The organism is Acidovorax sp. GW458-11-26-14-TSB4 (assembly GCF_059423865.1).
On record NZ_JBWKYR010000006.1, the window covers coordinates 33,702 to 57,280 of the forward strand.

A 23,579-nucleotide genomic window follows, 5' to 3' on the forward strand; every position below is an offset into this window, starting at 1 on the left:
TATATGCCCGTGGGAACTGCCGTGCCGCGTTGGCGCGGCGCACTGCTGCCGCTGGTGCTGCTGGCCGCGCTGGCGGCCTTTCCCCTGGTCGCACCGGCCCTGGGCCTGGATTTCTATGTCGGCTTTGTGCGCCGGGTGCTGGTGGTGGCGCTGGCCGCCGCCAGCCTGAACTTCATCATGGGCTTTGGCGGCATGGTGGCGCTGGGGCATGCGGGCTTCGTGGGGGTGGGCGCCTATGCCGTCGTGGTGCTCAGCGATGCGGGCACCACGTCGGCCTGGGTGGTCTGGGGTGCTGCCGTGGTGGCGGGCGCCCTGGTGGCTGCGCTGGTAGGGGCCATTTCGCTGCGCACCCAGGGCGTGTACTTCATCATGATCACGCTGGCCTTCGCGCAGATGCTGTACTTCGTCTTCGTCTCGCTGCGCAGCTACGGCGGCGATGACGGCTACACCCTGCCCATGCGGCCCGCGCTGGGGCTGGGCCTGGATGCGATGCACGAGCCCACGCTGTACTGGGTGGTGCTGGCCCTGGTGGCGCTGGTGCTGTGGTGGCTGGACCGGGCCACGGCTTCGCGCTTCGGCGCGGCGCTGGCGGGCATCCGCGACAACGAAACGCGCATGCGTGCCCTTGGCTACCCCGTGTATCTGCTGCAACTGGCGGCCTTCACGCTGGCCGGCGCCATGGCTGGCCTGGCCGGGGCGCTGCTGGCCACGGGCAACAGTTTCGTGAGCCCGTCGATGATGCACTGGACGCAGTCGGCCACGCTGATCGTGATGGTCGTCATCGGCGGCCTGGGCCGGCGCTGGGGCGGCCCGCTGGGCGCGGCCGTATGGCTGGCGCTGGAAGAGGCGCTCAAGCTGCACTCCGACTACTGGCACATGCCGCTGGGCGTGCTGCTGATCGCCACCGCGCTGTACGCGCCCAAGGGCCTGGCCGCGCTGGCGGACCTGCGCGCAAGGAGCAAGCCATGAGCCTTTTTCAAGTGCAGGGCCTGGTCAAGCGCTTCGGCGGCCTGCTGGCCACGGACCATGTGAGCCTGTCGGTGGCGCATGGCGAGGTGCATGCCCTGATCGGCCCCAACGGTGCGGGCAAGACCACGCTGGTCAACCAGATCTCGGGCCTGCTGGCACCGGATGAAGGGCGCGTGCTGCTGGGCGGCACCGATATCACCGCGCTGCCCATGCACCGCTGCGTGGCCAAGGGCCTGTCGCGCTGCTTCCAGGTCACGCGCATCTTTCCCAAACAGAGCGTGCGCGACAACCTGCTGCTGGCCGTGCAGGCGCACAGCGGGTCGAGCTTTCGGTTCATGAAACCCCGTGCGCACGAGCGCGGGCTTTACGAGGAGGCCGGCCGCCTGGCCGAGCGGGTGGGGCTGCAGGGCCAGCTCGATGAGGTCGCGGGTGCCTTGCCGCACGGCGCGCAGCGCACGCTGGACGTGGCGCTGGCGCTTGCGTCGGCGCCGAAGCTGCTGCTGCTCGACGAGCCCATGGCCGGCATGGGGCCCGATGAGTCGCAGCAGATGGTGCAGCTCATCGATACCCTGCGCAAGGACATGGCGGTGCTGCTGATAGAGCACGACATGGAGGCCGTGTTCCGCCTGGCCGACCGCATCTCGGTGCTGGTCTATGGCCGCGTGCTCACCGCCGGTACGCCCGACGAGATCCGCAACAACGCCGAGGTGCAGGCTGTGTACCTGGGCACCGAAATCCTGGAGACCACCCCATGAGCGCGCCCGAGCCATTGCTGAGCTGCCAGGGCCTGGAGGCTGGTTACGGCGTGAGCCAGGTGTTGTTCGGCATCGATCTGCAGATCGGGGCCGGCGAGGTGGTGTCCCTGCTCGGCCGCAACGGCATGGGCAAGAGCACCACCATCAAGACCCTGGTGGGGGCCTTGCGCCCCACGGCCGGCGGCATCCGCTTTGCCGGCCAGGCGACCGACAAACTCAAGAGCGATGCCATCGCCCGCCTGGGCCTGGCCATCGTGCCCGAGGGGCGCCACGTGTTCCCCAACCTCACGGTGCGCGAGCACTTGCAGGCCTTTGCCGACCACCGCAACGGCCTGCGCGACGCCTGGGACATCGAGCGCATCTACGGCGTTTTTCCTCGCCTCAGGGAGCGGCAGAACAATTTGGGCAACCAGCTGTCGGGAGGCGAGCAGCAGATGCTGGCCATCGGCCGGGCGTTGTCCACCAACCCGCGCCTGCTCATCCTGGACGAGGCCACCGAGGGCCTGGCGCCGGTGATCCGCGAGGAGATCTGGCGCTGCCTGGCCACGCTCAAGGCCGCAGGCCAGACCATCCTGGTGGTGGACAAGTACGTGCACCGCTTGGTGGGCCTGGCCGATCGCCACGTGATCCTGGAGCGCGGGCGCGTGGTCTGGCAGGGCGACTCCGCCGCGCTCAATGCCGACCGCGGCCTGTGGTCGCGCTACCTCACCGTGTAGACCGTTCAAGGTTTTCCCCATGCAGATGACCGAAGAGGCCGGCGCAGCCGTGGCCGAAGCGCCCGCGTGCGCCATCACCCTGTTGCCGTCCGGCAAGTCCTTCACCAGCCAGGCGGGCGAAAGCGTGCTCGATGCCGCGCTGCGCCAGGGCATCCTGCTGCTCCACCAGTGCAAGACTGGTACCTGCGGCGCCTGCCGTGCCCGGGTCGTCGATGGCGCGGCCGCCTACCTGCCGGGCGCCCAGCCTGTTGCGCTGTCGCCGCAGGAGGCAGGGCAGGGCCTGCACCTGCTGTGCTGCACGCAGGCAGCCAGCGACCTGCTCATCGAATGCGCGGAGATCCCGCACATCCCCGGCATCGCCGTGCGCAAGCTGCCGGTGCGCGTGGCCGCGCTGGAGCGCCTCGCACCCGACGTGGTGCGCGTGCTGCTGCAACCCCCGCCGGGCCAGCACCTGCACTACGCGGCCGGCCAGTACGTGGATGTGCTGCTGCCCGGCAACCGCCGGCGCAGCTATTCGCTGGCCACGCCGGCCCGCGAAGGGCAGGAGCAACTGGAGCTGCACATCCGCCACCTGCCCGGCGGGCTGTTCACCGACCAGGTGTTCGGCAAGCTCAAGGCGCGCGACGTGCTGCGCATCGAAGGACCGTTCGGCACCTTCGGCATGCACGACCGTGACTCGCAGGCACCTGCCATCCTGCTGGCCAGCGGCACCGGCTTCGCACCGGTGAAGGCGCTGGTCGAACAGCTGCTGGCCACCGGCAGCAGGCGCCGCATGCACCTGTACTGGGGTGGACGTACGCGGGCCGACCTGTATCTGCACAGCCTGTGCGTTGAATGGGAGTGTGCGCTTCAGGGCCGCCTGACCTACGTGCCCGTGCTCTCCGATGCACCGGCATCGGACGGCTGGACCGGCCGCACCGGCTGGGTGCACCAGGCCGTGCTGCAGGACCATGCGGACCTGTCGCAACACGAGGTGTATGCCTGCGGCGCACCGGCCATGGTGGATGCTGCGCGGCGCGACCTGGCTGTCCAGGCGGGCATGCGGCCCACGGCGTTCTTTGCGGACGCCTTTGTGGCGCAGCCGGGCTGACCTGTCCATGGCTGCTGCTGCATGCTTGCGCGGGGCGCTTCTTCTGCTGCCTCTGCCCCTCAACTGGCCTGTGTGGTCACGAAGGTGACGGATCCTACCGGGGCGATCTGCTGCGGGCCGATGCCGTCGCTGGTAGCCGCCTGGGCATAGCGGGAATCCAGCACGCCCAGGGTCAGTGCCTTTTCGAACTTGTCCTCTGGAATCACGTAGTTGGCCGTCACCGTGATCTGGCTGCCCGCAGGCGGTACCTTGCCGGAGGTGTTCCAGTACTGGATGGCGATGGATGCGTTGAAGCCGGGGTCCACATTCACCTGGATGCCTGCCACATAGCCGTTGCCATTGGTTTTCGTGGGGAGCAGGGCGATGGATGTCATCTCCGGCGTGTAGCAGTCGGTGATCAGGCCGATGGTGTCTCCGGCCGGAATGCCCTGGACGGAAACACCGATCTGCAATGTGGCGGACTCTCCCACGCTCATGGGAATGTCGAAGCCCAGCCGGTAGAGCATGGCCCCCTCCACCGGATCGAACGACACCATGTTGCGAAAGCCGAACCCGAGTTGCTGCGTGAGCAACTGCGACATCTCCAGCCAGCTGCTGACGGTCGGGATGGCGCTGGCCGTGTTCTGGGAGACGAAGGCGTAGAACGATTCTGCGTTTGGCAGTCGCTCTGATCCGGTGTTCAGCAGGAAGGGCTGGGCGCCCACGCCGATGTGCCCCGCATCAGCCTGGACGCTGGCGTCCTCCAGGCCTTTCTGCGTGGTCAGCGGGTTGTTCTTCCAGCTGGACGGAAAGAGGATGAGCTGCGAGGGGGCCCAGTACAGCCGCACGCTGCCGTCGAATGCTTCCAGCGATCCATTGAGGCCGCGCAGGTAGTAGTAGTTCTGCCCCGGCGTGGGTTCGGTGGGGTAGGCCTGCTTCCAGCTGTCGATGGTGCTGAAGGCTACTGTCGGATTGGGCACCGGCACGCTGCTCTGGATGATGTCGGGGCTCTGGTTGAACGGGCTGACGGCCGGGATGGTGCCGGTGGATGCGAGGTTGTCCCGGAAATAGAAGCCGTCGTAGGTCGAGGCAGTGCTGGCCTGGGCGGGCGCTGGCTGGTTGGCAAATCCTGTGGTCATGAGGGTTCTCCTGATGGGTGTTGAAGGAAAGAGCGGGGTGCCGGGGGCTATCTGCTCACCGTCTCCCAGTTGTAGGTGCCCTGGATGATCCAGGCCTGGGGGCCGATATCGAAAACCTCAGGGCAGTGGCGGCGCAGGCGAAACATGAACTCCGCGTCGATCAGGTTGCGGGCGACGGCCTCCCGCAGTTGCGCAGGCGCCGAGGCCACGTAGTTCACCGACATCGGCACGCGCGCGCCTGCGGGCGGCTTGCTGCCGTTGGGGCTGTACATGTTGACGGTCATGAGCGCCTGGTAGCCCGGCTCCAGCACGGCGCTGCTCACGCCCAGCAACACGCCGTCCTGCGTCACCTTGGTGCGGCCGAGCCTGATGGGATTGCCTGCCGAGTCGGGGCGGCTGGCATAGAACTCCGCATCCCAGCCGACATAGCCGGTGGGCGAGATGAAGATGGAGTAGGCGTTGGTGGTGGGGTAGTCCACCGGAATGGACAGTGGCTCGGTGTACTGCCACGTGGGTGTGGCGGCGATCATCGATGTGTTGCGCCAGCCCCAGCCCAGGTTGTTCATGATCAGCGAGCCCATGTCCAGCGCGGTGTCCACGCTGGGGAAGGGATTGCTGTTGTTGGCGTCGTTGAACTGCGCGAACAGGCAGTAATGGTCGCTGCCTGGCGGCGGAGGCGTCACATTGGTCCACACGAAGGTGGCGTCGCAGACGCCCACGGTGTTCGTTGCCAGGTTGTTGATGTGGCCCTGCGTCTGGCCCAGGTCTGTCTTGATGACGTTGTTCTGCCATTGAGAGGGCGAGTTGATGATGCCCGAGGGTGCGTAATACAGCTGCACGGTGTTGGTCTTGTTGACGGTTGCACCGTTCTTGCCGCGAACATAGATCAGGTTGGTCTGGCCCGAGTAGATGTTGTTGCTGGACGAGGTGGCGTAGCTGCTGTCCGTGGCCAGGACCTGCTGGAAGTTGGCAATGGGGGTGGTGCCCGCAAACCAGATGTCGGGCGATGCCGAATACGGGCCGGATGCGGGAATGCTTCCGCTGTTGCCGGAGTTCGGGCGCAGATAGACCCCATTGAACTGGCTGACGGCCTGGGCGGCGCGCATGGTGGGCAGCCCCACGGGGCCGCGGCTGACAATGGTCTGGGTTTTGGGAACGCGGATCAGCATGATGAACTCCTTGAGGGGAGAGGGTTGGGGAATCGGGCGGTGCGGATGTGCTGGGCGATCAACCCAGCAGGGCTGGAACCGCTCCGGCAATGGGGCTTGGAGATGCGTTGGAGGATGCGAGCAGGTCGGCGAAAGAGATCACGCCGGCGGCGGTGATGCACAGCGCGTCTGCTGCGGCAACCACGACCAGCGAGATGCCCGATGTGGCGGTCTCGATGGTCGGCAGCTTGAGCAGCTTGCACACCTCGGGAACGCACTGGACGATGTTGGCGGCCCGCGAGAGGCCGCTCAGTTCGCTGAAGGTGATGCCGGTGACGATGACATGCCCGGCACCGTACAGGGTGGCCACTACCAGGCCGGGGACGGTGTCGTCGTTCTCAGGGAAGGCCCCTTCGTACACCGCAAAGCCGCAATCGAGCACCACCCCCAGGCAGGTGTAGATCCAGACCCACTTGCCGGCGCCATCGGCCGTGGAGCAGTTGGGGCCGCCTGCGCTGTAGATCCATGGGCAGTACGCTGCCTGGGCGTAGATCTCCGTGCCCAGCGCGAACTTGGTCAGCACCTTGACCAGCGGGTCGACGGCGCCGGCACCGGTGGTGGGTTTGAGGTCCATGCCGGCCGACAGGAAACCATAGGCGAAGCTCGATACGGTGGCGGACACCCCGAGCAGTACCTGCGCCGCATTCAGCGCCCCGGCTGACAGGGGGACGGCAGGGACCGGGGCCTCGACGGCGGCTTTCTTATTTCCGGCCGGTGTGCCCTGGGCCAGGCCGGAATTGGCCAGCATGGTCTGCGCGCTGAACGAGGCCTTGAACTGGTCCACGCTGCCCTGGTCGGGGAAGGGCGCCGCGCCGTACATGGCCTTGTAGATGATGGTCGATGGAATCGCCAGGATCAGGGAGGACAGGTCGGCCAGCGAGAGGGCAGAGCCATTCGTCAGCCAGGCATAGAACTGGGTGACGAAGGGAATGTTCCACTCGGCTGTGAATTCCTGCTGCAGGGTGGTCAGGAAGCTTTGCACCAGCTGCAGCAGCCCGTCGACGATGGCCTGGACTCCGGCGAGCATGGCATTGGCCAGGCCCTGCACCACGCGCAGCAGCGCTGACAGCAGCTGCGAGAAGATCTGGTCGGGGTTGCCGCCCAGGTTCTGCATGTAGCCCAGGGCCGCGGTGAAGGCAGGGTCGTCCTGGACGGAGGTGGTCCACGCCTGTATCTGCTGGGTGAGGATGTCCCAGGGGCTGGCGTTGGGCGGCAGCACGGTATTGACCTGGCTCGATGCCGACGAGTTCTCCAGCGTAGCGTTGAGCACGAGGTTGTTGGCATTGCCCGACGAGTAGACCGGTTCGGACGGCGTCTGGCTGTTGGTGTAGCCCCCGAGCGATGCCGTGCCCCCCACGCTGGCCACCAACTGGTCGAATACTGCGGCCAACTCGCTGCGTGCCGTGGCGATGCCTTCGTCGAACAGGCTCTGGATGCCGGCCACGGCACCCGGCAGGAAGCCCAGGAACTGGGCCATGGTGTACGACAGCGCTTCATGCGTGCGCAGGATGTCGGACCAGGAGAAGATGAACCCGAGCCACTCGAAGATTTGGGTGAAGACCACCTTCACCTGGGCGAAGAACACCTCGACCAGATCGAAGGCCTGCTCGATGAACTCGACCACCGTCTCGAACAGGTAGGTGACCCCATTCACCACGAACGAGATGGCTGCATTGACGGCATTGCCGATGGTGGTGATGACCGTGTCGACCACGGTGATGATGCCGTCCACCACACCGCTCACGAAGTCGCCGATGCTGCCGATCCAGTCGAAGAAACCGCCCACCGACTGGCCTGCCGCCACGTGGGACGCCCGCTTTTCCAGCAGCAACTGGTGGGCCTCGGTGGCGCTCAGTTCGCGGTACTGCGGCTGGCCGCTGCGAAAGTCCAGTTGCCAGTGGGTGCCTTGCGCGGGTGCCGTGATGCGGTTGAGCAGGTGTGTCGCGTCGCTGGCGACGCAGCCGACACCGCGCTTGGGGGCTGGACCCAGCATGGCGTGGCCCGTGGTGCGTGCCACTTGCGGGTTGCCGGCCAGGGCCATGCACTGGTTGAATGCGGTGGCCAGGCTGTCCGTCTGCTCGGCGGTCCGGTACTGCTCCTGCAGCAGGTAGCTACCGTCGGCCGTTCTGGCGTTCATCAGCTCGGTGCCGGTGACGTCCTCCAGGCGCTGCTGGACGCCGGCATACTGCTCCAGCGCAATGCCTTGGCCGGCGGGCATCTGGCTGACGATGTTGATCTGCAGGGCTGGAATGCCAAGGATGCCGGTGCCCTGGGTGATGCTCAGCGTTCCCGAGCTGGCGCAGGTGAGATTGGCAGGTGTGCTGGCGTCGATGGTGTAGGAGGCGCCGTTGACGACGATCTGCGTCTGCGTCGCGGCCCACACCTGGATCGGGGCGTTGGGCATGGGCGCGCCCACGGCGTCGTACACCATGATGTCGGTCGAATACGAGATGAACTCTTCCACCTGCCCTGACGTCGGCACCTCCAGGGGGGTGATCTGCCAGTTGCCGCTTTGCTGCTGGTTGATCAGGTGGCGCAGGGTGGCCTGTGCCGTGCCCACGGTAAAGACTTCGAGGTTGCCCTGGTTCTGCTGCGCCACGCCCATCAGGGCCACGCCCGAGTCGATGACCATGGGGTCCGTCCAGCCCCTGCCGGTGGCCTGGCTGGGCTGGAAGTGGAACAGGCGCCCGCCGGTGTCCAGCGTGAACAGCTGGACCTCATGCGTGTTCGACAGTGCGCTTTGCACGTCCCGGTAGCCCATGCCCTGCGTGACCTGGGCCCAGCTGAAAGTGGTAGAGCCCACCATCTGGTACAGGTTGCCATCGGCAAGAATGGCGAAATACTGGTTGTTGCCGGTGCCGTCCAGGCTGGTTGTCACCGCCAGGGACTTGAACGTGGCGGCAAACGGATAGCGCCGTATGGTCTGTGTCGCCACGTTGAATCCGAGGTACACCGTGTCGAGCACGGTGAATTCGGCAGTCGATGCCGCCGAGCCGGACCACACGCAGTTCAGCGTGGACAGGTTGACCGTGGTGGAGGTGAACGCGCCAGGCTGGTCGTCCCAGAGGGCATAGGCCAGCGCATACGCATTGCCCGGACTGGCGCTCTTGAACCTGGTGAGCGCGGCCACGTACAGGCGCCCGCCGATCTGCTGCGCGTACAGGCCGGAGATGGCGATGGCGGTCGATGGCTGTGCCAGCTGTGCCGTCATCACGCGGCCCCATCGGGCCGCGCCCGCCTGGCCGGTTTCGACCACATAGTTCAGCACCAGGTTGTTGGCGGCGAACAGCACGATCTTGCCGGCGGCATTGAGCCCTGCCACCACCCACCTGGCCGCCAGGCCGGTGCTGACGCTGCTGTAGCCCGTGTCGCTGTTGGTGTCGGGGTAGAAATTCCAGACGGTGCCGTCGGTCCCTACGGTGAACGTCTCGACCTGGCCACGGCCATTGCGCAGCGCAACGATGTCGCCGCCGCCGTGCGCGGCAGCGGCGATGCGGTACTGCTGCATGAACTTGGTCTCGGTATTCAGCTGTGGCCCACCCTGTCCGCCGGACTGGGTGGCGAAGGAGGGGAGGCTGGCTGCGATGGCGGGGGTCAGCGGTTTCGGGGTTTCGGACATGGTGCGTGCTCCTGGTGGTGCGGTGGTGGGCAGGCCGGCCTGTCTCTGGATGCGGCGGTTTCGGCCTGCAGTGCAAGGGGAGGGGGGAGCGCGCGCTTCGCGCTCGGTGGCGTACGCAAGAGGGCTGCCGGGCGTGGCCTGCCGTGCCCTGGTTTAGCGGCTCAGGACAGCGCGGGTGATGGTTGCCTGGCGAGCGGGCGTTCGACGTTGACGGCCTGCAGCGTGGTGTCATCCACCTCGACGACGCATGCGACCGTCATCGCGATGCCGATGCGCACCGGTGGTCCGAGGCGGTGGATGTGCACCCCCTGCCGCTTGAGCAGGCGCTCGATGGCCAGGGTGGTCACGGTCACATAGCGGCTGATGCCGTGTGCCATCGCAAACCGCGCAGCCTCGGCCATCAGCGAGACGGAAAGCGGCCCGAAGCCTTCTGCGCTGGTAGCAATCCGTTCCGTTGCAAGGGCGAACCGGCTCATTTCCCAGACATCGAGTGCCTGGGGCGCCGGCTGGCCGTGCAGGAGCTCGGGAAAGGTGTCCTTGAGCATGTAGGGGCCCACGGTGGGCAGCAGGCGCCAGCATGCGTCCACCCGGTGGTCCGGCGTCTTGCCCAGGATGTAGACGGCCGACGTGGCATCGAAGGCATCGCGCTCCATGCCATCGTCGGTGGAGACATCCCAGCCCAGGCGGGTGTGGAAGGTGTCGTAGCGCAGCCTGAACATGCCCTCTGCATCTGCGGGCGACATGCTTTGCAGTCGGTGGGTCTGAACGAAATGCACGATTTCCCCTCGTCGTTGGCGTGGGGGGATTTCACCAACACAAGGCGCTGGACGGTACTATCAAAAATCGGAGGGGCGGCGCATGTTGCAGGGGCGGCAGGCCCTTGCCAGGTTCAAGGCGCCGGGTGCCACGGGATCCGGGAAATGGCGCCCAGCAGGTGCCTTTGCGAAGCGGGCAGGGGCAGGTCGTAGCCTTGCCGGTCCCTGATCTGGATATTGGTCCGGATCCCGGCGGGGAGATCGATGCAGGCCCCCTGGCTCCCCACCTGGAACCAGTCCCATCCCAGCGAGAGCACCTGGCCGTCCTTGACGGAACTCCATTCGGCAGCGCCGCAGCGCATCCAGTCCATGCGCGTGTCTTCGATGAAATGTGCCAACACCCAATCGAGCGATGCCAGTTCGCTCGCACACAGCCGCAGGTAGCCGTCCCTGGAGTGGACCTGGGGCGCTTGCGGCGGGAGAAGGGGCTCTCGCAGCAGATGCCAAAAATTTCTTGAGCCCGACGAATGGTTGGTCATAGCATCCTCTTTCGCTTGGAGCTTCTATGTCAACAACGCCATCCCTGGAAGACGTCGCGGCCGTCATGGCTGCAGACTCGGAGCAGTCGCTTCTGGACGTGGTCCGCAAGTCGGCCACTGCGCTGGGTTTTGACCATTTCATGCTGGGCATCGAGGTGTCTCGCCCCTTGCTCAAGCCCGTGCAGCACGTGAGCAGCGGCTATCCGCTGGCTTGGCGGCGTATCTACGCGGACAAGGAGTACGCATGGAAGGATCCGACGGTAAGCCACTGCAAGAGGCTGGCCACGCCCCTGGTCTGGTCCGAAGCCATGTACCCGGCGCAGAGCCGCGACCTCTGGGAGGATTCCAGGGCCCATGGAATAGGCTTTGGCATGAGCATCCCGGTGCATGACTTCGCGGGGAACAAGAGCATGTTCAGCCTCGCGCGCGACCAGCCGATGGACCCGGACACCGGGGTGCTCGAGCATGTCATGGCCTGTGCCCTGGTGCTGGCAAGCTGCGCCCATTTCGTCATGAACCGGCTCATCGTTCCCGGACTGCTGAGCAAGGTCGACCCGAAGCTCACAGCCCGCGAGCGGGAGTGCCTGGCCTGGACGGCCAAGGGCAAGACAGCGGCCGAAGTGGGGATGATCCTGCAGATCTCTGAAGCAACAGCGGTGTTTCATCTGAACAATATGGTGCGCAAGTTCAACGTGGCCAACAAGACCCAGGCCATTGCGGTGGGGGTCGCGATGGGGCTGGTGAACTGAACTTCCCCGGGGCCCGCCCTGGCGGTGAAGTGCCGGTTCGCCCGGCCATTGTGGGCAGGTTCCCGTGGGGTATGCACTCCCAAGAGTGATAGGACGCCTCGCGGCCCGGGCCTGATAGGCTGGGAAGGTTTGCGGGTGCTTCGGGGGGGGCGTCAGTGGCGGGGCAGGCCGCTGCCCTGCCGGGTCTCGGACGGGGTTTCGCCAAAGCGCTTTCGGTAGCTCTCGGCAAAGTGCCCCAGGTGAAAGAACCCATAGCGCGCCGCAATGTCCGAGACCTGCGGGGCGCGTTCTGACGGGGCGGGCTGCAGCAGCGCCGCGTGCACCGCATCGAGCCGCAGCTCGCGCAGGAAGGCCATGGGGCTCCTGCCCGTGCACTGGGCGAACGTCTGCTGCAGCGAGCGGGCGCTGACGCCCACGTGCGCGCACACATCGGCCAGTGTGAGGGGCAGCTCCAGCTGGCTGTGCATGAACTCTTGCGCCCGTTTGACCACACGTGGCAGCACCACGGGTGCGCTGCCCGGCAGGGCCGTTCCCGCTGCCAGCGCTGTGGAGTAATTGTGCTGCGTGGACAGCAGCAGGCTGGTGAGCAGGTGGCTTTCGGCCTGCTCGGCCAGCACCGGGTGGCTCAGAAGGACGGCATTGGTCTCGACCGCCGAGCGCAGGTAGGCAATGAAGCTGGCCATGCCCATGAGGGCGGGGTTGGCCAGGTCCACCCCCAGCCCGAACACCAGCGGCTGCTGCACGGGCGCCTGCAGCAGGGCCGACAGGCGCGCCTGCAGGGCCTCGCGCTCGATCTTGACGATGAACTGCGGGCTGTCCTCGTGCCAGCGCATGGACAGCGGCTCGGTGGGCGAGGGCAGGGACGCCATGAGCGCATGCGACTCCACCGCCTGGCCGCCGCAGCGCACGCTGGCACCCCCGCGCAGTGGTATCTGCAGCAGGTAGAAGCCCGCGAGGTGGCCGGGCTCGATGCGCACCGCCGGGCCGTACTGCACGTAGTTCAGGCTGGCGTCGCGGTGCAGGGGCACGCTGTGATGGCAGGCATCGAGCTGTGCGCCCGGGTGCAGCGTGGCCAGCTCGTGCGGGCAGAACACCCGGCCCACGAACTCGCGCGCCTCGTCCAGGTCATGGCTGTCGAACAGGCGGTAGTGCGCCAGCGGTAGCGGGTGCGCGGTGCTGCTGCTCTGCTGGGCGGTGGGCATGCGGTTCGGCCGGTGGGGTGTAGTTTCTTCTGGAGCAAGCACGAAGCACGCCACGGCAGGGGCGCGAAAACATGCGTTTGCGGGATACGCCCTGCGCTTTCGGGATGCGGATGCGCGAGCAGCTTTCCTATTCTTGTGCATGCCCCGGATGCTTTGCAAGAGCGTTAGCACCCGGGCGCACCGGGGCGGGTGTGACGGTGTGTTACCGCTGCTGCGCCGCAACATGTTTCAGTCAGCACAGGAGTCAGCATGGTCCAGGGATTCGAAGGCATGCGCGGCAAGAGCGCGATCGTGACCGGGGGCGCCACGCTCATCGGCGCCGGGGTGGTGCGTGCACTGCACCAGGCTGGGGTGAAGGTGGTGGTGGCCGACATCAATGCCGAAGCAGGGCAGGCCCTGGCTGACGGGCTGGGGGATGGGGTGCTGTTCAGCCGCACCGACATCACCGATGACGCCCAGGTGGCCGCCTGCGTGGACCTGGCCGCCGAACGCCATGGCGGGGTGAACTACCTGGTGAACCTGGCCTGCTCGTACCTCGACGACGGGATCGCGTCGCCGCGGGAGGATTGGCTGGCCTCGCTCAACGTCAACCTGGTCAGCGCGGTGATGGTGCTCAAGGCCGTGCGCCCGCACTTCCAGCGTGCGGGTGGCGGGGCCGTGGTCAATTTCACCAGCATCTCCTCGGGCGTGGCGCAGACGGGGCGCTGGCTCTACCCGGTGGGCAAGGCGGCCATGGTGCAGCTCACGCGCAGCATGGCCATGGACCTGGCGGGCGAGGGCGTGCGCGTGAACAGTGTCTCGCCCGGCTGGACCTGGTCGGCCATCATGGACCAGCTCACCGGCGGCGACCGTGCCAAGACCGACCGCGTGGCCGCGCCCTTCCACCTGCTGCGCCGCGTGGGCGACCCGGCCGAGGTGGCCAATGTGGTGCTGTTCCTGTGCTCGGACCTGGCCAGCTTCGTGACCGGTGCCGACTATGCCTGCGACGGCGGCTACTCGGCCATGGGCCCCGAGTCCTACACCCCCGCCATCCCCCAGCTCATGTCGTAAAGGAGCTACCATGACCATCCGATCCGTAGGCATCATCGGTGCCGGCTTTGCCGGCCTGTCCACGGCCAAGGTGCTGCGCGCCTTCGGCTTCGAGGTGACGGTGTTCGAGAAGGAGCCCGACGTGGGCGGTGTCTGGGCCGCCTCGCGCCGCTACCCGGGCCTGACCACGCAGAACCCCCGCACCACCTATGCGCTGTCGGACTTTCCCATGCCGGCGCATTACCCCGAGTGGCCATCGGGCCAGCAGGTGCAGGCTTACCTGCATGCGTACGCCGAGCATTTCGGGCTGATTCCGCACCTGCGCATGTCCACCACGGTGGAGAGCGCGGTGCTGGACGAAGAGGCCGGGGTGTGGACCGTGAAAGCCCGGCGGGCGACAGCCGGGCTGCCGGCCGAGGCGCACCGTTTCGACTATCTGGTGGTGTGCAACGGCATCTTCAGCGAGCCGGCCGTGCCGCAGTACCCCGGCGCCGATGCCTTCGAGGCGGCGGGCGGGCGCGTGTGCCACACCAGCCAGTTCAACGACGCGAATGAAGCGCGCGGCAAGCATGTGCTGGTGGTGGGCTACGGCAAGTCTTCGTGCGACGTGGCCAATGCCATTGCGGCCGACAGCGCGAGCACCACGGTGCTGGCACGCCAGCTGATCTGGAAGATCCCCAAGAAGTTCATGAACGTGCTGAACTTCAAGTTCCTGCTGCTCACGCGCATGGGCGAGGCGCTGTTCAAGTACATCGAACCCAAGGGCTTCGAGAAATTCCTGCACGGTGCGGGCCTGCCGGTCCGCAACTCCATGCTGGGCAGCGTGGAGTCGGTGGTCACGCGCCAGCTCAAGCTGCGCGAGATCGGCCTGCACCCGGGCACCCCGCTGGAGACCATTGCCCGCAGCACCGTGAGCCTGGTGACCGACGGCTTCTACGAGAAGGTGGCGGCCGGCCAGTTGGGCGTGCGCAAGGGCGTGAGCATCCGCACGCTGCAGCCCGGCCAGGCCGTGCTGAGCACTGGCGAGACGGTGCCCGCCGACCTGGTGGTCTGCGGCACGGGCTGGCAGCAGCAGGTGCCGTTCTTCGACGCCAGCGTGCTGCAGCGCGTGACCGATGCCCGCAGCAACTTCCGGCTGTACCGTTCCATCCTGCCGGTGGGTATGCCCCGCCTGGCGTTCAACGGCTACAACTCCTCGTTCTTCAGCCAGCTCAACTGCGAGATCGGCGCGCTGTGGCTTGCCAACCTGCTGCGCGGTGGGCTGCAACTGCCGCCGCAGGAGGGCATGAACGCGCTGATCGACCGGCGCCTGGCCTGGATGGAGGAGCGCACCGACGGCAAGCACTCCAAGGGCACCAACATCATCCCGTTCTCGGTGCACAACATCGACGAGCTGCTGCAGGACATGGAACTGCCGCTGGGCGTGCTCACCCGCCTCAAGCAATGGCTGGGGCCGGTGGACCCGGCCGACTATGCCGTGGTAACGCGCCAGTTGCTGGCGCGGCATGCGGCTGCGCCCGCCGTTGCGGCCACGCCCCAGGCCACCTCCGGTGCCGCAGCCTCCTGAATCCACCCCTCCCATAGACACAAGGAACCCGACCATGCCAGGACAATGGACCACGCTCGACGCCGCCGATGGCGGCGGCCGCTTTCGCGCCTACCTCGCCACCCCTGCCTGCGGCAGCGGCCCGGGGCTGGTGCTTGCGCAGGAGATCTTCGGCGTCAACGCCACCATGCGCGACGTGGCCGACTATTACGCCGAAGAGGGCTATGTGGTGCTGGTGCCCGACCTGTTCTGGCGCCAGCAGCCCGAGGTCGAACTCGATGCCGCCAACGACATGCCGCGCGCGTTTGCGCTCTACCAGGGCTTTGACGAGGCCAAGGGAGTGGACGATCTGCAAGCCGCGATAACGGCTCTGCGCGGGCGGCCCGAAGTCCGGGGACAGGGCGGCAAGGTGGGGGTGCTGGGCTTTTGCCTGGGCGGCAAGCTGGCCTACCTGGCGGCCTGCCGCACCGATGCCGACGTGGCCGTGGGCTACTACGGCGTGGGCATCGAGGCCGCGCTGGCCGAGGCCGCAGACATCCAGTGCCGCCTGGTGCTGCACATCGCCGAGCTCGACGGCTTCTGCCCACCGCCCGCGCGCGAAGCCATCGTGCAGGCGCTTTCGGGCCGGCAGAACGTGGAGCTGTACGTCTACCCCGGCACCGACCATGCGTTTGCACGCGCGGGCGGCGACCATTTCCACAAGCCCTCGGCCCTGATGGCGCACCAGCGCAGCGTGGCCGCGCTGCGGCGCGCCATGGGCCCGCACTACGACCTGTCGACCCTGTGGGACAAGCACTGCGAATACGAGTTCGCCACGCGCGATGTGGACGCCACCATGTCCACCATGGTGGCCGAGCCCTATGTGAACCACATCCCCACCATGACGGGCGGGGTGGGCTACCAGCACCTGCATGACTTCTACACCCGCCATTTCGTCAACAGCAACCCGCCCGACACCAGCCTGACCCCCATCTCGCGCACGGTAGGGGCCACGCAGGTGGTCGACGAGATGCTGTTCAGTTTCACCCACACCACCGAGATCCCCTGGATGCTGCCCGGCGTGGCGCCTACGGGCCGGCGCGTGGAGATACCGCTGCTGGCGGTGGTCAAGTTCCGCGGCGACAAGCTCTATCACGAGCACATCTACTGGGACCAGGCCAGCGTGCTGGTGCAGGTGGGGCTGCTCGACCCCAAGGGCCTGCCGGTGGCGGGGGTGGAGACGGCGCGCAAGCTGCTCGACGAGACGCTGCCGTCGAACGGGCTGATGACACAGTGACGCCTGCAGACTTGGCCGGCAACCCGTAAACTGCGCGGCTTGCCAACGGAGTCCGCATGAAAACCATCCAGCTCGGTCAGAGCGATCTGCACGTCACCCCCATTTGCCTGGGCACCATGACCTTTGGTGAACAGGTCAATGCATCCGATTCCCACGACATCCTGAGCCGGTCCCTGGCCCGGGGCGTGAACTTCATCGATACCGCCGAGATGTACGCCGTGCCCGCCAAGGCCGAGACCTTCGGCGCCACCGAGACCATCATCGGCAACTGGTTCGCCAAGAACCCCGGTGCGCGCGAGAAGCTGGTGCTGGCCACCAAGGTGGCAGGCCCGTCGCGCGGCATGCCCTGGGTGCGCGAAGGCAAGGGCATGACCCCTGCCGACATCGTGGCGTCGTGCGAGGGCAGCCTGCGCCGCCTGCAGACCGATGTGATCGACCTCTACCAGATCCACTGGCCCGAGCGCCATGTGCCGGCCTTCGGCGGCATGTACTACGACCCGGCCAAGGAGACCTCGGAGACGCCTATCCACGCGCAGCTGGAGGCGCTCTCCGGCCTGGTCAAGGCCGGCAAGGTGCGCTATATCGGCCTGTCGAACGAGACGCCCTATGGCGTGCACGAATTCGTGCGCCTGGCCGAGCAGCATGGCCTGCCGCGCGTGGCCACGGTGCAGAACCCCTACTGCCTGGTCAACCGCACCTGGGAAAACGGGCTGGACGAGACCTGCCACCGCCTGAACGTGTCGTTGCTGGCCTATTCGCCCCTGGCCTTCGGTCTGCTGACCGGCAAGTACGACGAGAGCGGCACCACCGGCCCCGACGCCCCCAAGGGCGCGCGCATTTCGTCCTACGAATCGGTGCGCAAGCAGCGCTGGGGCCGCCCCGAGGCGCTGGAGGCCGCGCGCCGCTACAACGCGCTGGCGCGTGCCAACGGGCTCACCCCCGCGCAACTGGCCTTGGCCTTCTGCTACACCAAGTGGCAGGTGGCCAGCACCATCATCGGCGTGACCTCGGTGGCGCAGCTCGAAGAAGACCTGAACGCCTGGGGAACGACGCTGTCCCCTGAAGTGCTGAAGGCCATCGACGCGATCCGCCAGGAACTGCGCGACCCGGCGCTGTGACGGCCAGGTGACGGCCCGGCCGTCACCACATCTTCAGGCGGCGCTGGCCTCGGCGGCCAGCGCGCCTTCCTTCCACGGCACGCCCGCGGGCTCGCCCAAGTCCCAGAACAGGCCGGCCATCACGGCCAGGCCTTCGCGGGCCACGCTGGCCAGCAGGTGCTCGTTGGGCGCGTGCTGGGCGCAGGCCGGGTAGGAGTGGGGCACCCACAGTGTGGGCAGGTGCAGGTCGTCGGCAAAGATGTCGTTGGGCAGCGAGCCTGCCAGGTTGGGCAGCAAGGTGGCGGGCGCGCCCGCGCTGTGCTGCATGGAGGCCAGCGCCCAGTCCACCCAGGGGTTGTGCAGGTCCAGGCGCGTGGCGCCGCACTGCATGCCCAGTTCGATCTCCACCTCGGCAAAGCCGTGCGCATCGAGGTGGGCGCGCACGATGTCCTTCAGGTTGCGCCAGTCCGTGCCGACCACGAAGCGCAACTGGCAGTGCGCCACGGCGCCCGACGGGATGGCGTTGACGGGCCGCGCGGGTGAGCCAGCGCCCAGGGCCAGCACCTCCAGGGTGTTCCAGCCCACCAACTGCTCGCCCGGTGTCAGGCCGGGCTCGCCCCAGCCCGGGGTCAGGGCCGGGTCGTCGGCGCTGCCGCCGATCACCACGTCCTTCATGGCGGTGCGCAGCTTTTCCGGGAGGGGCGGGGGCAGCAGGCCGGGCACCCGCATGCGGCCATGCGCGTCAACCATGCTGGCCACCGCATGGGCCAGCACCGTGGCCGGGTTGGACAGCACGCCGCCCCAGTTGCCCGAGTGGTAGGCCCGAGGCCGGCTGTTCACCTTGAGCGAGAAATTGATGGCGCCGCGCGAGCCCAAAAACAGCGTGGGCCGCGCCGCATTCACGCGCGGGCCGTCGCTGGCGATGAAGAGGTCGGCGCGCAGGGCCTCGCGCTGCTGCTGGCAGAATGCGGCCAGGCCCGGCGAGCCGGCTTCCTCGCCCATCTCCATGAGCAGGGTCACGTTGTAGCCCAGGCGCCCATGGCGCGCGGCGATGGTCTGCGCCAGGGCCGTGAGCACCACCGTGTGCTGGCCCTTGTTGTCGGCCGTGCCGCGGCCGTACCAGCGGTCACCCTCGATCTTCAATTCCCAGGGCGAGAGGCCTTCGCGCCAGTTGGCGTCCTGGCCGTTGACAACGTCGCCGTGGCCGTAGGTCAGCACCGTGGGCAGCTCGGGCGATTCCACACGACGCGCCAGCAGCACCGGGCCGCCGCGCGCGTCAGTGTTGTCCAGCACCTCGCAGGCAAAGCCCAGGGGTTCGAGGCCGGGCACGATCTCGTCGGCCAGGTACTGGCGCAGGGCGGGCGCGCCGGGCTGGCCGGTATCGCTCTCGGTGCGCCAGGCCACGCGGCGGCGCAGGTCGGCCTCGAAGCGGCCTGCATCGAAGTGCTGGTGCACGCTGGCGAGCAGTTGCTCTCGGTTCATCGTCGTCGTTGTCATGTCGTTGTCACTCCACAATGATCTTGGCGCGGTGGGCCAGGGCGCGGTAGCGCACTATTTCCTCGTCGATCACGGCCCGCGTGGCCACGGGGCCCAGGTGCACGGGCTCCATGCCCTGGGCGCGCATCTGCTCCTGGATCGCGGGGTCGCGCGTGATGGCCTCGACCTCGGTCACCAGCCGGCGGATCACGGGCTGCGGTGTGCGCGCCGGTGCGGCAATCGCATACCAGGCGTCGAAGGCGGCGGCGGGCAGCTTGAGCTCCTCGACCGTGGGCACGCCGGGCAGCATGGTCGAACGCGCCTTGCCCGCGATGGCAAGTGCGCGCAGCTTGCCGGCGCGGATCTGCGGGGCGGCTGCCGCCACGGTGTCGATGCCCAGCTGGATCTCGCCGCCGATCAGCGCCATCAGCGACTGGCTGCTGCCCCGGTACGGCACGTCCTGCAGCTGGATGCCGGCGGCCTGCTCCAGCAGCGCACCGGCCAGGTGCGGACCCGAGCCCGAGCCGAAGGTCGCGTAGTGGATGGTCTTGGGCGCGGCCTTGGCGGCGGCGATCAGGGCGTTGAGGTCCTTGTACGGCGCATTGGCACTGACCACCATGACCAGCGGCGCACGCGCCACGGTGGCCACGGGCACCAGGTCGGTGGCCGGGTCGTAGGGCAGCTTGGCGCGCAGTGCGGGGTTGACCGAGTAGCTGGTGGAGCCCGAGACCAGCAGCGTGTAGCCGTCGGCCTTGGCGCGCACCACGGCCTCGGTGCCGATGATGGTGGAGGCGCCGGGCTTGTTGTCCACCACCACGGGCGTGCCCAGGCGGGTACCGAGCTTCTGGCCCAGGGCGCGGGCCACGGCGTCGGTACCGCCGCCAGGCGGGAAGGGTACAACCAGGCGCACTCTCTGGCCGGGGTCGGGCCAGGCGTCCTTGGCGGCGGTGGCGCTCTGCGCATGGGCCAGGCCGCAGGCGGTGGCAAGGGTAGCCATCAGCAGGGGGACTCGAAGACGTTGTTTCATTGGGGGCTCCAGGCTAGGGCGCCGGGCTGCGCAGCACAAGGTGGCTGCGGCAGGGCGATGGGTTGATTGGAGCCTCGATGCACGCAAGATCGATGCTGGTTTACCATTGCTATCGATAGAGAATAAGCACCAAGGTATTGCCTGAAAGGCAATACGAAAGCCGACCCATGCCCCTGTCCCTGCTGAGCCTGCCCCTGCGCTACTTCCTGGAGGTGGCGCGCACCGGTTCGGTCAACCAGGCCGCGCAGCGCCTGCATGTGGCGGCGTCGGCGGTCAGCCGCCAGTTGGCCAAGCTGGAGGACTCGCTGGGCGTGGCGCTGTTCGAACGGCAGACGCGCGGCATGCGCCTGACGACGGCGGGTGAACGCCTGCTCGCCCATGCGGGTGCGCATGCGCAGGAGTCCGCGCAACTGGTGGAGCAACTGCAGGGCCTGGCCGAGCAGGAGGCGCGGCGCGTGCGGCTGGCCTGCACGGAAGGGTTTGCAGCCGGCTTCATGCCCCTGGTGATGGCGCAGTTCCGCGAAATGCACCCCGAGGTGGAGCTGCAATTGCACGTGGGCGTGCCCGAGGAGGTGTCGGTGCAGGTCCAGCGTGGCGATGCGGACCTGGCCCTCAAGTACAGCGTGGCGCCCGAGAAGGGCCTTGCGGTGCTGCACTCGGCCATCGCCCCGGTGTTCGCGATCACCGTGGCCGGCCATCCGCTGGCACAGCAGCGCATGGTGAGCGTGGCTGACGTGGTGCGCTACCCGTTGCTGCTGGGCACGGCCGGCATCACCGGGCGCCAGTTGTTCGACCTGTCGTGCACGCTGCAGGGCCTGCGCTACACGCCTGCGGTGGTGAGCAATTTTTCCTCGGCCCTGCTCCCGCTGCTGGGCCCGCGTGATGTGGCGCTGGCCAGCTACCTCACGGCCGCGCGCTGGGTCGAAGAGGGTGTGCTTGCAGCCCGCCCGTTTGAGGACGTGCAGCTGCAGCAGCGCCGCCTGCAGGTGCTGGCGCTCGATGGGCGCCTGCAACCGCCGCTGGTGCAGGAATTCACCGGGGTGCTGGTGGCCGCCATCGAACAGTACGGCAAGCGCAAGGTGGGGCGGCGCAAGCATGCGAGCCTGTGAATGGGTACCATCGCTGCGCCATGGCCAAGAAAGAACACGTCTCCGAAACCCCTGCCACCCAGCTGCTCAAGGCGCGCAAGGTGGCCTTCACCGAGCACCCGTATGAGTACCTGGAGCATGGCGGCGCCCTGCACAGCGCCGAGGTGCTGGGGCTGGACCCCTTCACGGTGGTCAAGACCCTGGTGATGCAGGACCAGAATGCCAAGCCCCTGATCGTGCTGATGCACGGCAACCGCAAGGTCTCCACCAAGAACCTGGCGCGCCAGATCGGTGCCAAGTCGGTGGAGCCCTGCGCGCCCGAGGTCGCCAACCGCCACAGCGGCTACCTGGTGGGCGGCACCTCTCCCTTCGGCACGCGGCGCGAGATGCCGGTGTACATCGAGGGCAGCATCCTCGAGTTGCCGCGCATCGCCATCAACGGTGGGCGGCGCGGCTTTCTGGTGCAGATCGACCCGCAGGTGTGTGTGCAGCTGCTGGGTGCCCAGACGGTGCACTGCGCGCTGGCAGAATAGCGGGCCTGGGTACCTGCAAGTACCCGACCCATCCAAAGGAACTGTCTTGAACGCCGTGTTGTACCCCCTGATTGCCACCGTGGCTGCGTATCTGCTCGGCTCACTGTCGTTTGCCGTGATCGTGACGCGCGCCATGGGCATGCGCGACCCGCGCACCTACGGCAGCAAGAACCCGGGGGCCACCAATGTGCTGCGCTCGGGCAGCAAGGTGGCGGCCATCGTCACGCTGCTGCTCGATGCCGTGAAGGGCTGGCTGCCCGTGGCGCTGGTGGCCTGGTTCGGCAAGCCCTATGGCCTGGAGGAGGGCACCATGGCCCTGGTGGGGCTGGCGGCCTTCCTGGGGCACCTGTGGCCGGTGTTCTTCCGCTTCGAGGGCGGCAAGGGCGTGGCCACGGCGCTGGGCGTGCTGCTGGGCGTGAGCGGCTGGCTGGGCCTGGCCACGGCGGTCACCTGGGTGATCGTCGCCTTCTTCTTTCGCTACTCCTCGCTGGCCTCGCTGGCGGCCGCGCTCTTCGCGCCCATGTACTACCTGCTGGCCGATGGCGTGGTCTGGAATGCCGACAACCGCATTGCCGCCGCCATCGTGGTGATGGGCCTGCTGCTGGCCTGGCGCCACAAGGAGAACATCAAGCGCCTGCTTGAGGGCAAGGAATCGCGCCTGGGCAGCAGCAAGGCCGCCAAGGTGACCAAGGGCGCGAAGGGCTGAGCTGGGTCCTTCTGCATTTCCCCCGTGCTGTGGGGACAAAGGGGGCTATCGGGCGCCCAGCGCAGCAGGCGCGGTGATGAGCGAGCGCATGCTCGAGATGCGCTGCGCCGCATACAGGCCCAGGCGCACCATGGTGCGGTGGTTGAGCTCCACCTTCACGGCCGAGCGTGCCACGGCCGACTGGATGCGTGGCTTGCCGCTGGCCGTCTGGTACAGGTTGGGCAGGTTCTGCTGCTGGCCCACCGGGTCGAGCAGGCTGGCCACCAGCGGGTAGTTGGCCTTTTCGCTGCGGCGCAGCACAATCGCGACTTCGCCGTTGTCCAGCCGCACGAAGGTGCCGGGCGGGCACAGGCCGATGGAGCGCACGAGCGTGTAGCTCACCTCGTCACGCTGGTCCACCTCCTGGCCCACGATGGCACGCACCGAATCGGTGGCGCTGCGCCCGGCGCGCGATTTGCGCGGGCTGATCATGGCCGCGTAGCGGTCGATGGTGCCCAGGATGCGCGTCAGGCGGTCTTCGGGGTTCTGCTGGGCCAGGGGCACCTGGTCGGCCATGTTGGTGTGGTGCTGGCCCACGACGTCAAGCCACAGCTTGTCGCTCACGAACAGGCGCTCCAGCAGGGCCTGGCTCTCCTCGGGGTGGCTGCGGATGGCCTCCTGCTGCGCGCTGGTGGGGCGCTCGCGCTGCTCGGCCAGCTCGTCCTGCAGCGCGGTCATGCCGATGTTCATGGTCAATGCCGCGCGCACCAGGCTGTCGCGCTCGCTGGGCACCAGGCGCAGGTCCTGCGCCATGATGTGGCACAGGGTGCCGCAGACCAGCGCGTGCGCTGCGCTGTAGCCCACCGACGAAGTGGCGGCGAGCTGGAACATGAGGTACAGCGCCGCATCGATGTCGTGCGCCACCAGGTCCTGCAGCCACAGGTCGAAGGCGCGCACCTTGCCCGGAAAATCCTGCACCTGCAGCGGTTTGGAGAGCAGCACCGACAGGGCCGACTCCAGGTCCGACCACAGGCCCAGCAAGTCTTCGTACTCGCCCTCGTGGGGGCTGTTGTTGGGCAGCGGGGTGGTGGCGTTCATGGCA

21 protein-coding genes are annotated in these 23,579 nt (G+C 67.6%); 12 read left to right on the plus strand and 9 right to left on the minus strand.

Going from position 1 to position 23,579, the window contains the following annotated elements:
- Positions 1-3 precede the first annotated feature (3 nt).
- Genes AC07X5_RS14410 through AC07X5_RS14425 form a run of 4 tightly spaced genes read left to right on the plus strand, consistent with a single transcriptional unit; the run spans position 4 to position 3,530 of the window.
- Complete coding sequence (locus AC07X5_RS14410; RefSeq protein ID WP_494770954.1) at positions 4-969, plus strand: branched-chain amino acid ABC transporter permease; 966 nt, start codon at positions 4-6, stop codon at positions 967-969.
- Complete coding sequence (locus tag AC07X5_RS14415; RefSeq protein ID WP_494770714.1) at positions 966-1,724, plus strand: ABC transporter ATP-binding protein; 759 nt, start codon at positions 966-968, stop codon at positions 1,722-1,724. The genes AC07X5_RS14410 and AC07X5_RS14415 overlap by 4 nt, the downstream gene beginning before the upstream one ends.
- The gene (locus tag AC07X5_RS14420) at positions 1,721-2,440 is read left to right on the plus strand and encodes an ABC transporter ATP-binding protein (protein ID WP_494770715.1); all 720 of its coding nucleotides are present in this window, start codon (positions 1,721-1,723) and stop codon (positions 2,438-2,440) included. Before AC07X5_RS14415 ends, AC07X5_RS14420 begins: the two co-directional genes overlap by 4 nt.
- A gap of 19 nt (positions 2,441-2,459) precedes the next feature.
- Positions 2,460-3,530, plus strand: coding sequence for a CDP-6-deoxy-delta-3,4-glucoseen reductase (locus AC07X5_RS14425; protein ID WP_494770716.1), 1,071 nt, complete (start codon positions 2,460-2,462; stop codon positions 3,528-3,530).
- 59 nt (positions 3,531-3,589) lie between these two features.
- On the opposite strand, the gene AC07X5_RS14430 is transcribed toward AC07X5_RS14425, so the two are convergent.
- The 5 genes from AC07X5_RS14430 to AC07X5_RS14450 all read right to left on the minus strand — a co-directional run bounded on the left by AC07X5_RS14430 (position 3,590) and on the right by AC07X5_RS14450 (position 10,769).
- Positions 3,590-4,648, minus strand: a complete 1,059-nt coding sequence (locus tag AC07X5_RS14430; protein WP_494770717.1) for a hypothetical protein — start codon at positions 4,646-4,648, stop codon at positions 3,590-3,592.
- 47 nt (positions 4,649-4,695) lie between these two features.
- Complete coding sequence (locus AC07X5_RS14435; RefSeq protein WP_494770718.1) at positions 4,696-5,817, minus strand: hypothetical protein; 1,122 nt, start codon at positions 5,815-5,817, stop codon at positions 4,696-4,698.
- Positions 5,818-5,875: 58 nt separating this feature from the next.
- Positions 5,876-9,475 (minus strand): hypothetical protein, encoded by a 3,600-nt coding sequence (locus AC07X5_RS14440; RefSeq protein WP_494770719.1) that lies wholly within the window; start codon positions 9,473-9,475, stop codon positions 5,876-5,878.
- Positions 9,476-9,636: 161 nt separating this feature from the next.
- Positions 9,637-10,218 carry an acyl-homoserine-lactone synthase gene (locus tag AC07X5_RS14445; RefSeq protein WP_494770720.1) on the minus strand — a complete coding sequence of 194 codons (582 nt, stop codon included), beginning with the start codon at positions 10,216-10,218 and terminating at the stop codon, positions 9,637-9,639.
- A 146-nt stretch (positions 10,219-10,364) separates the two neighbouring features.
- Positions 10,365-10,769, minus strand: coding sequence for a DUF4902 domain-containing protein (locus AC07X5_RS14450; RefSeq protein WP_494770721.1), 405 nt, complete (start codon positions 10,767-10,769; stop codon positions 10,365-10,367).
- Between the two features lie 26 nt (positions 10,770-10,795).
- Between AC07X5_RS14450 and AC07X5_RS14455 the strand changes: the two genes are divergently transcribed.
- A complete protein-coding gene (locus AC07X5_RS14455; RefSeq protein ID WP_494770722.1) occupies positions 10,796-11,518 on the plus strand; it encodes a LuxR family transcriptional regulator in 723 nt (240 codons plus the stop codon).
- Positions 11,519-11,670: 152 nt separating this feature from the next.
- On the opposite strand, the gene AC07X5_RS14460 is transcribed toward AC07X5_RS14455, so the two are convergent.
- Positions 11,671-12,720 carry an AraC family transcriptional regulator gene (locus AC07X5_RS14460; RefSeq protein ID WP_494770723.1) on the minus strand — a complete coding sequence of 350 codons (1,050 nt, stop codon included), beginning with the start codon at positions 12,718-12,720 and terminating at the stop codon, positions 11,671-11,673.
- A gap of 249 nt (positions 12,721-12,969) precedes the next feature.
- Between AC07X5_RS14460 and AC07X5_RS14465 the strand changes: the two genes are divergently transcribed.
- Genes AC07X5_RS14465 through AC07X5_RS14480 form a run of 4 tightly spaced genes read left to right on the plus strand, consistent with a single transcriptional unit; the run spans position 12,970 to position 17,689 of the window.
- Entirely contained in the window at positions 12,970-13,770 is an 801-nt protein-coding gene (locus AC07X5_RS14465) for an SDR family oxidoreductase (protein WP_494770724.1), read from the plus strand.
- Between the two features lie 10 nt (positions 13,771-13,780).
- Complete coding sequence (locus AC07X5_RS14470) at positions 13,781-15,316, plus strand: flavin-containing monooxygenase (RefSeq protein ID WP_494770725.1); 1,536 nt, start codon at positions 13,781-13,783, stop codon at positions 15,314-15,316.
- A gap of 34 nt (positions 15,317-15,350) precedes the next feature.
- A complete protein-coding gene (locus tag AC07X5_RS14475; protein ID WP_494770726.1) occupies positions 15,351-16,571 on the plus strand; it encodes a dienelactone hydrolase family protein in 1,221 nt (406 codons plus the stop codon).
- Between the two features lie 56 nt (positions 16,572-16,627).
- Positions 16,628-17,689 carry an aldo/keto reductase gene (locus tag AC07X5_RS14480; RefSeq protein ID WP_494770727.1) on the plus strand — a complete coding sequence of 354 codons (1,062 nt, stop codon included), beginning with the start codon at positions 16,628-16,630 and terminating at the stop codon, positions 17,687-17,689.
- 33 nt (positions 17,690-17,722) lie between these two features.
- Here the strand turns inward: AC07X5_RS14480 and AC07X5_RS14485 are convergent, their stop codons facing one another.
- Positions 17,723-19,150, minus strand: coding sequence for a M20 family metallopeptidase (locus AC07X5_RS14485; protein WP_494770955.1), 1,428 nt, complete (start codon positions 19,148-19,150; stop codon positions 17,723-17,725).
- A gap of 22 nt (positions 19,151-19,172) precedes the next feature.
- Positions 19,173-20,141 carry a Bug family tripartite tricarboxylate transporter substrate binding protein gene (locus AC07X5_RS14490; protein ID WP_494770728.1) on the minus strand — a complete coding sequence of 323 codons (969 nt, stop codon included), beginning with the start codon at positions 20,139-20,141 and terminating at the stop codon, positions 19,173-19,175.
- A 197-nt stretch (positions 20,142-20,338) separates the two neighbouring features.
- Between AC07X5_RS14490 and AC07X5_RS14495 the strand changes: the two genes are divergently transcribed.
- Genes AC07X5_RS14495 through plsY form a run of 3 tightly spaced genes read left to right on the plus strand, consistent with a single transcriptional unit; the run spans position 20,339 to position 22,498 of the window.
- Positions 20,339-21,280, plus strand: a complete 942-nt coding sequence (locus AC07X5_RS14495) for a LysR family transcriptional regulator (RefSeq protein ID WP_494770729.1) — start codon at positions 20,339-20,341, stop codon at positions 21,278-21,280.
- Between the two features lie 20 nt (positions 21,281-21,300).
- Positions 21,301-21,792: an aminoacyl-tRNA deacylase gene (locus tag AC07X5_RS14500; protein ID WP_184860942.1), complete on the plus strand. Its 492-nt coding sequence runs from the start codon at positions 21,301-21,303 to the stop codon at positions 21,790-21,792.
- A 46-nt stretch (positions 21,793-21,838) separates the two neighbouring features.
- A complete protein-coding gene (gene plsY / locus AC07X5_RS14505) occupies positions 21,839-22,498 on the plus strand; it encodes a glycerol-3-phosphate 1-O-acyltransferase PlsY (protein WP_494770730.1) in 660 nt (219 codons plus the stop codon).
- 45 nt (positions 22,499-22,543) lie between these two features.
- Here plsY and AC07X5_RS14510 read toward each other — a convergent pair whose 3' ends face one another.
- On the minus strand, positions 22,544-23,575 hold the full coding sequence (locus AC07X5_RS14510) for an HD-GYP domain-containing protein (protein WP_494770731.1): 1,032 nt from the start codon (positions 23,573-23,575) through the stop codon (positions 22,544-22,546).
- Positions 23,576-23,579 lie beyond the last annotated feature (4 nt).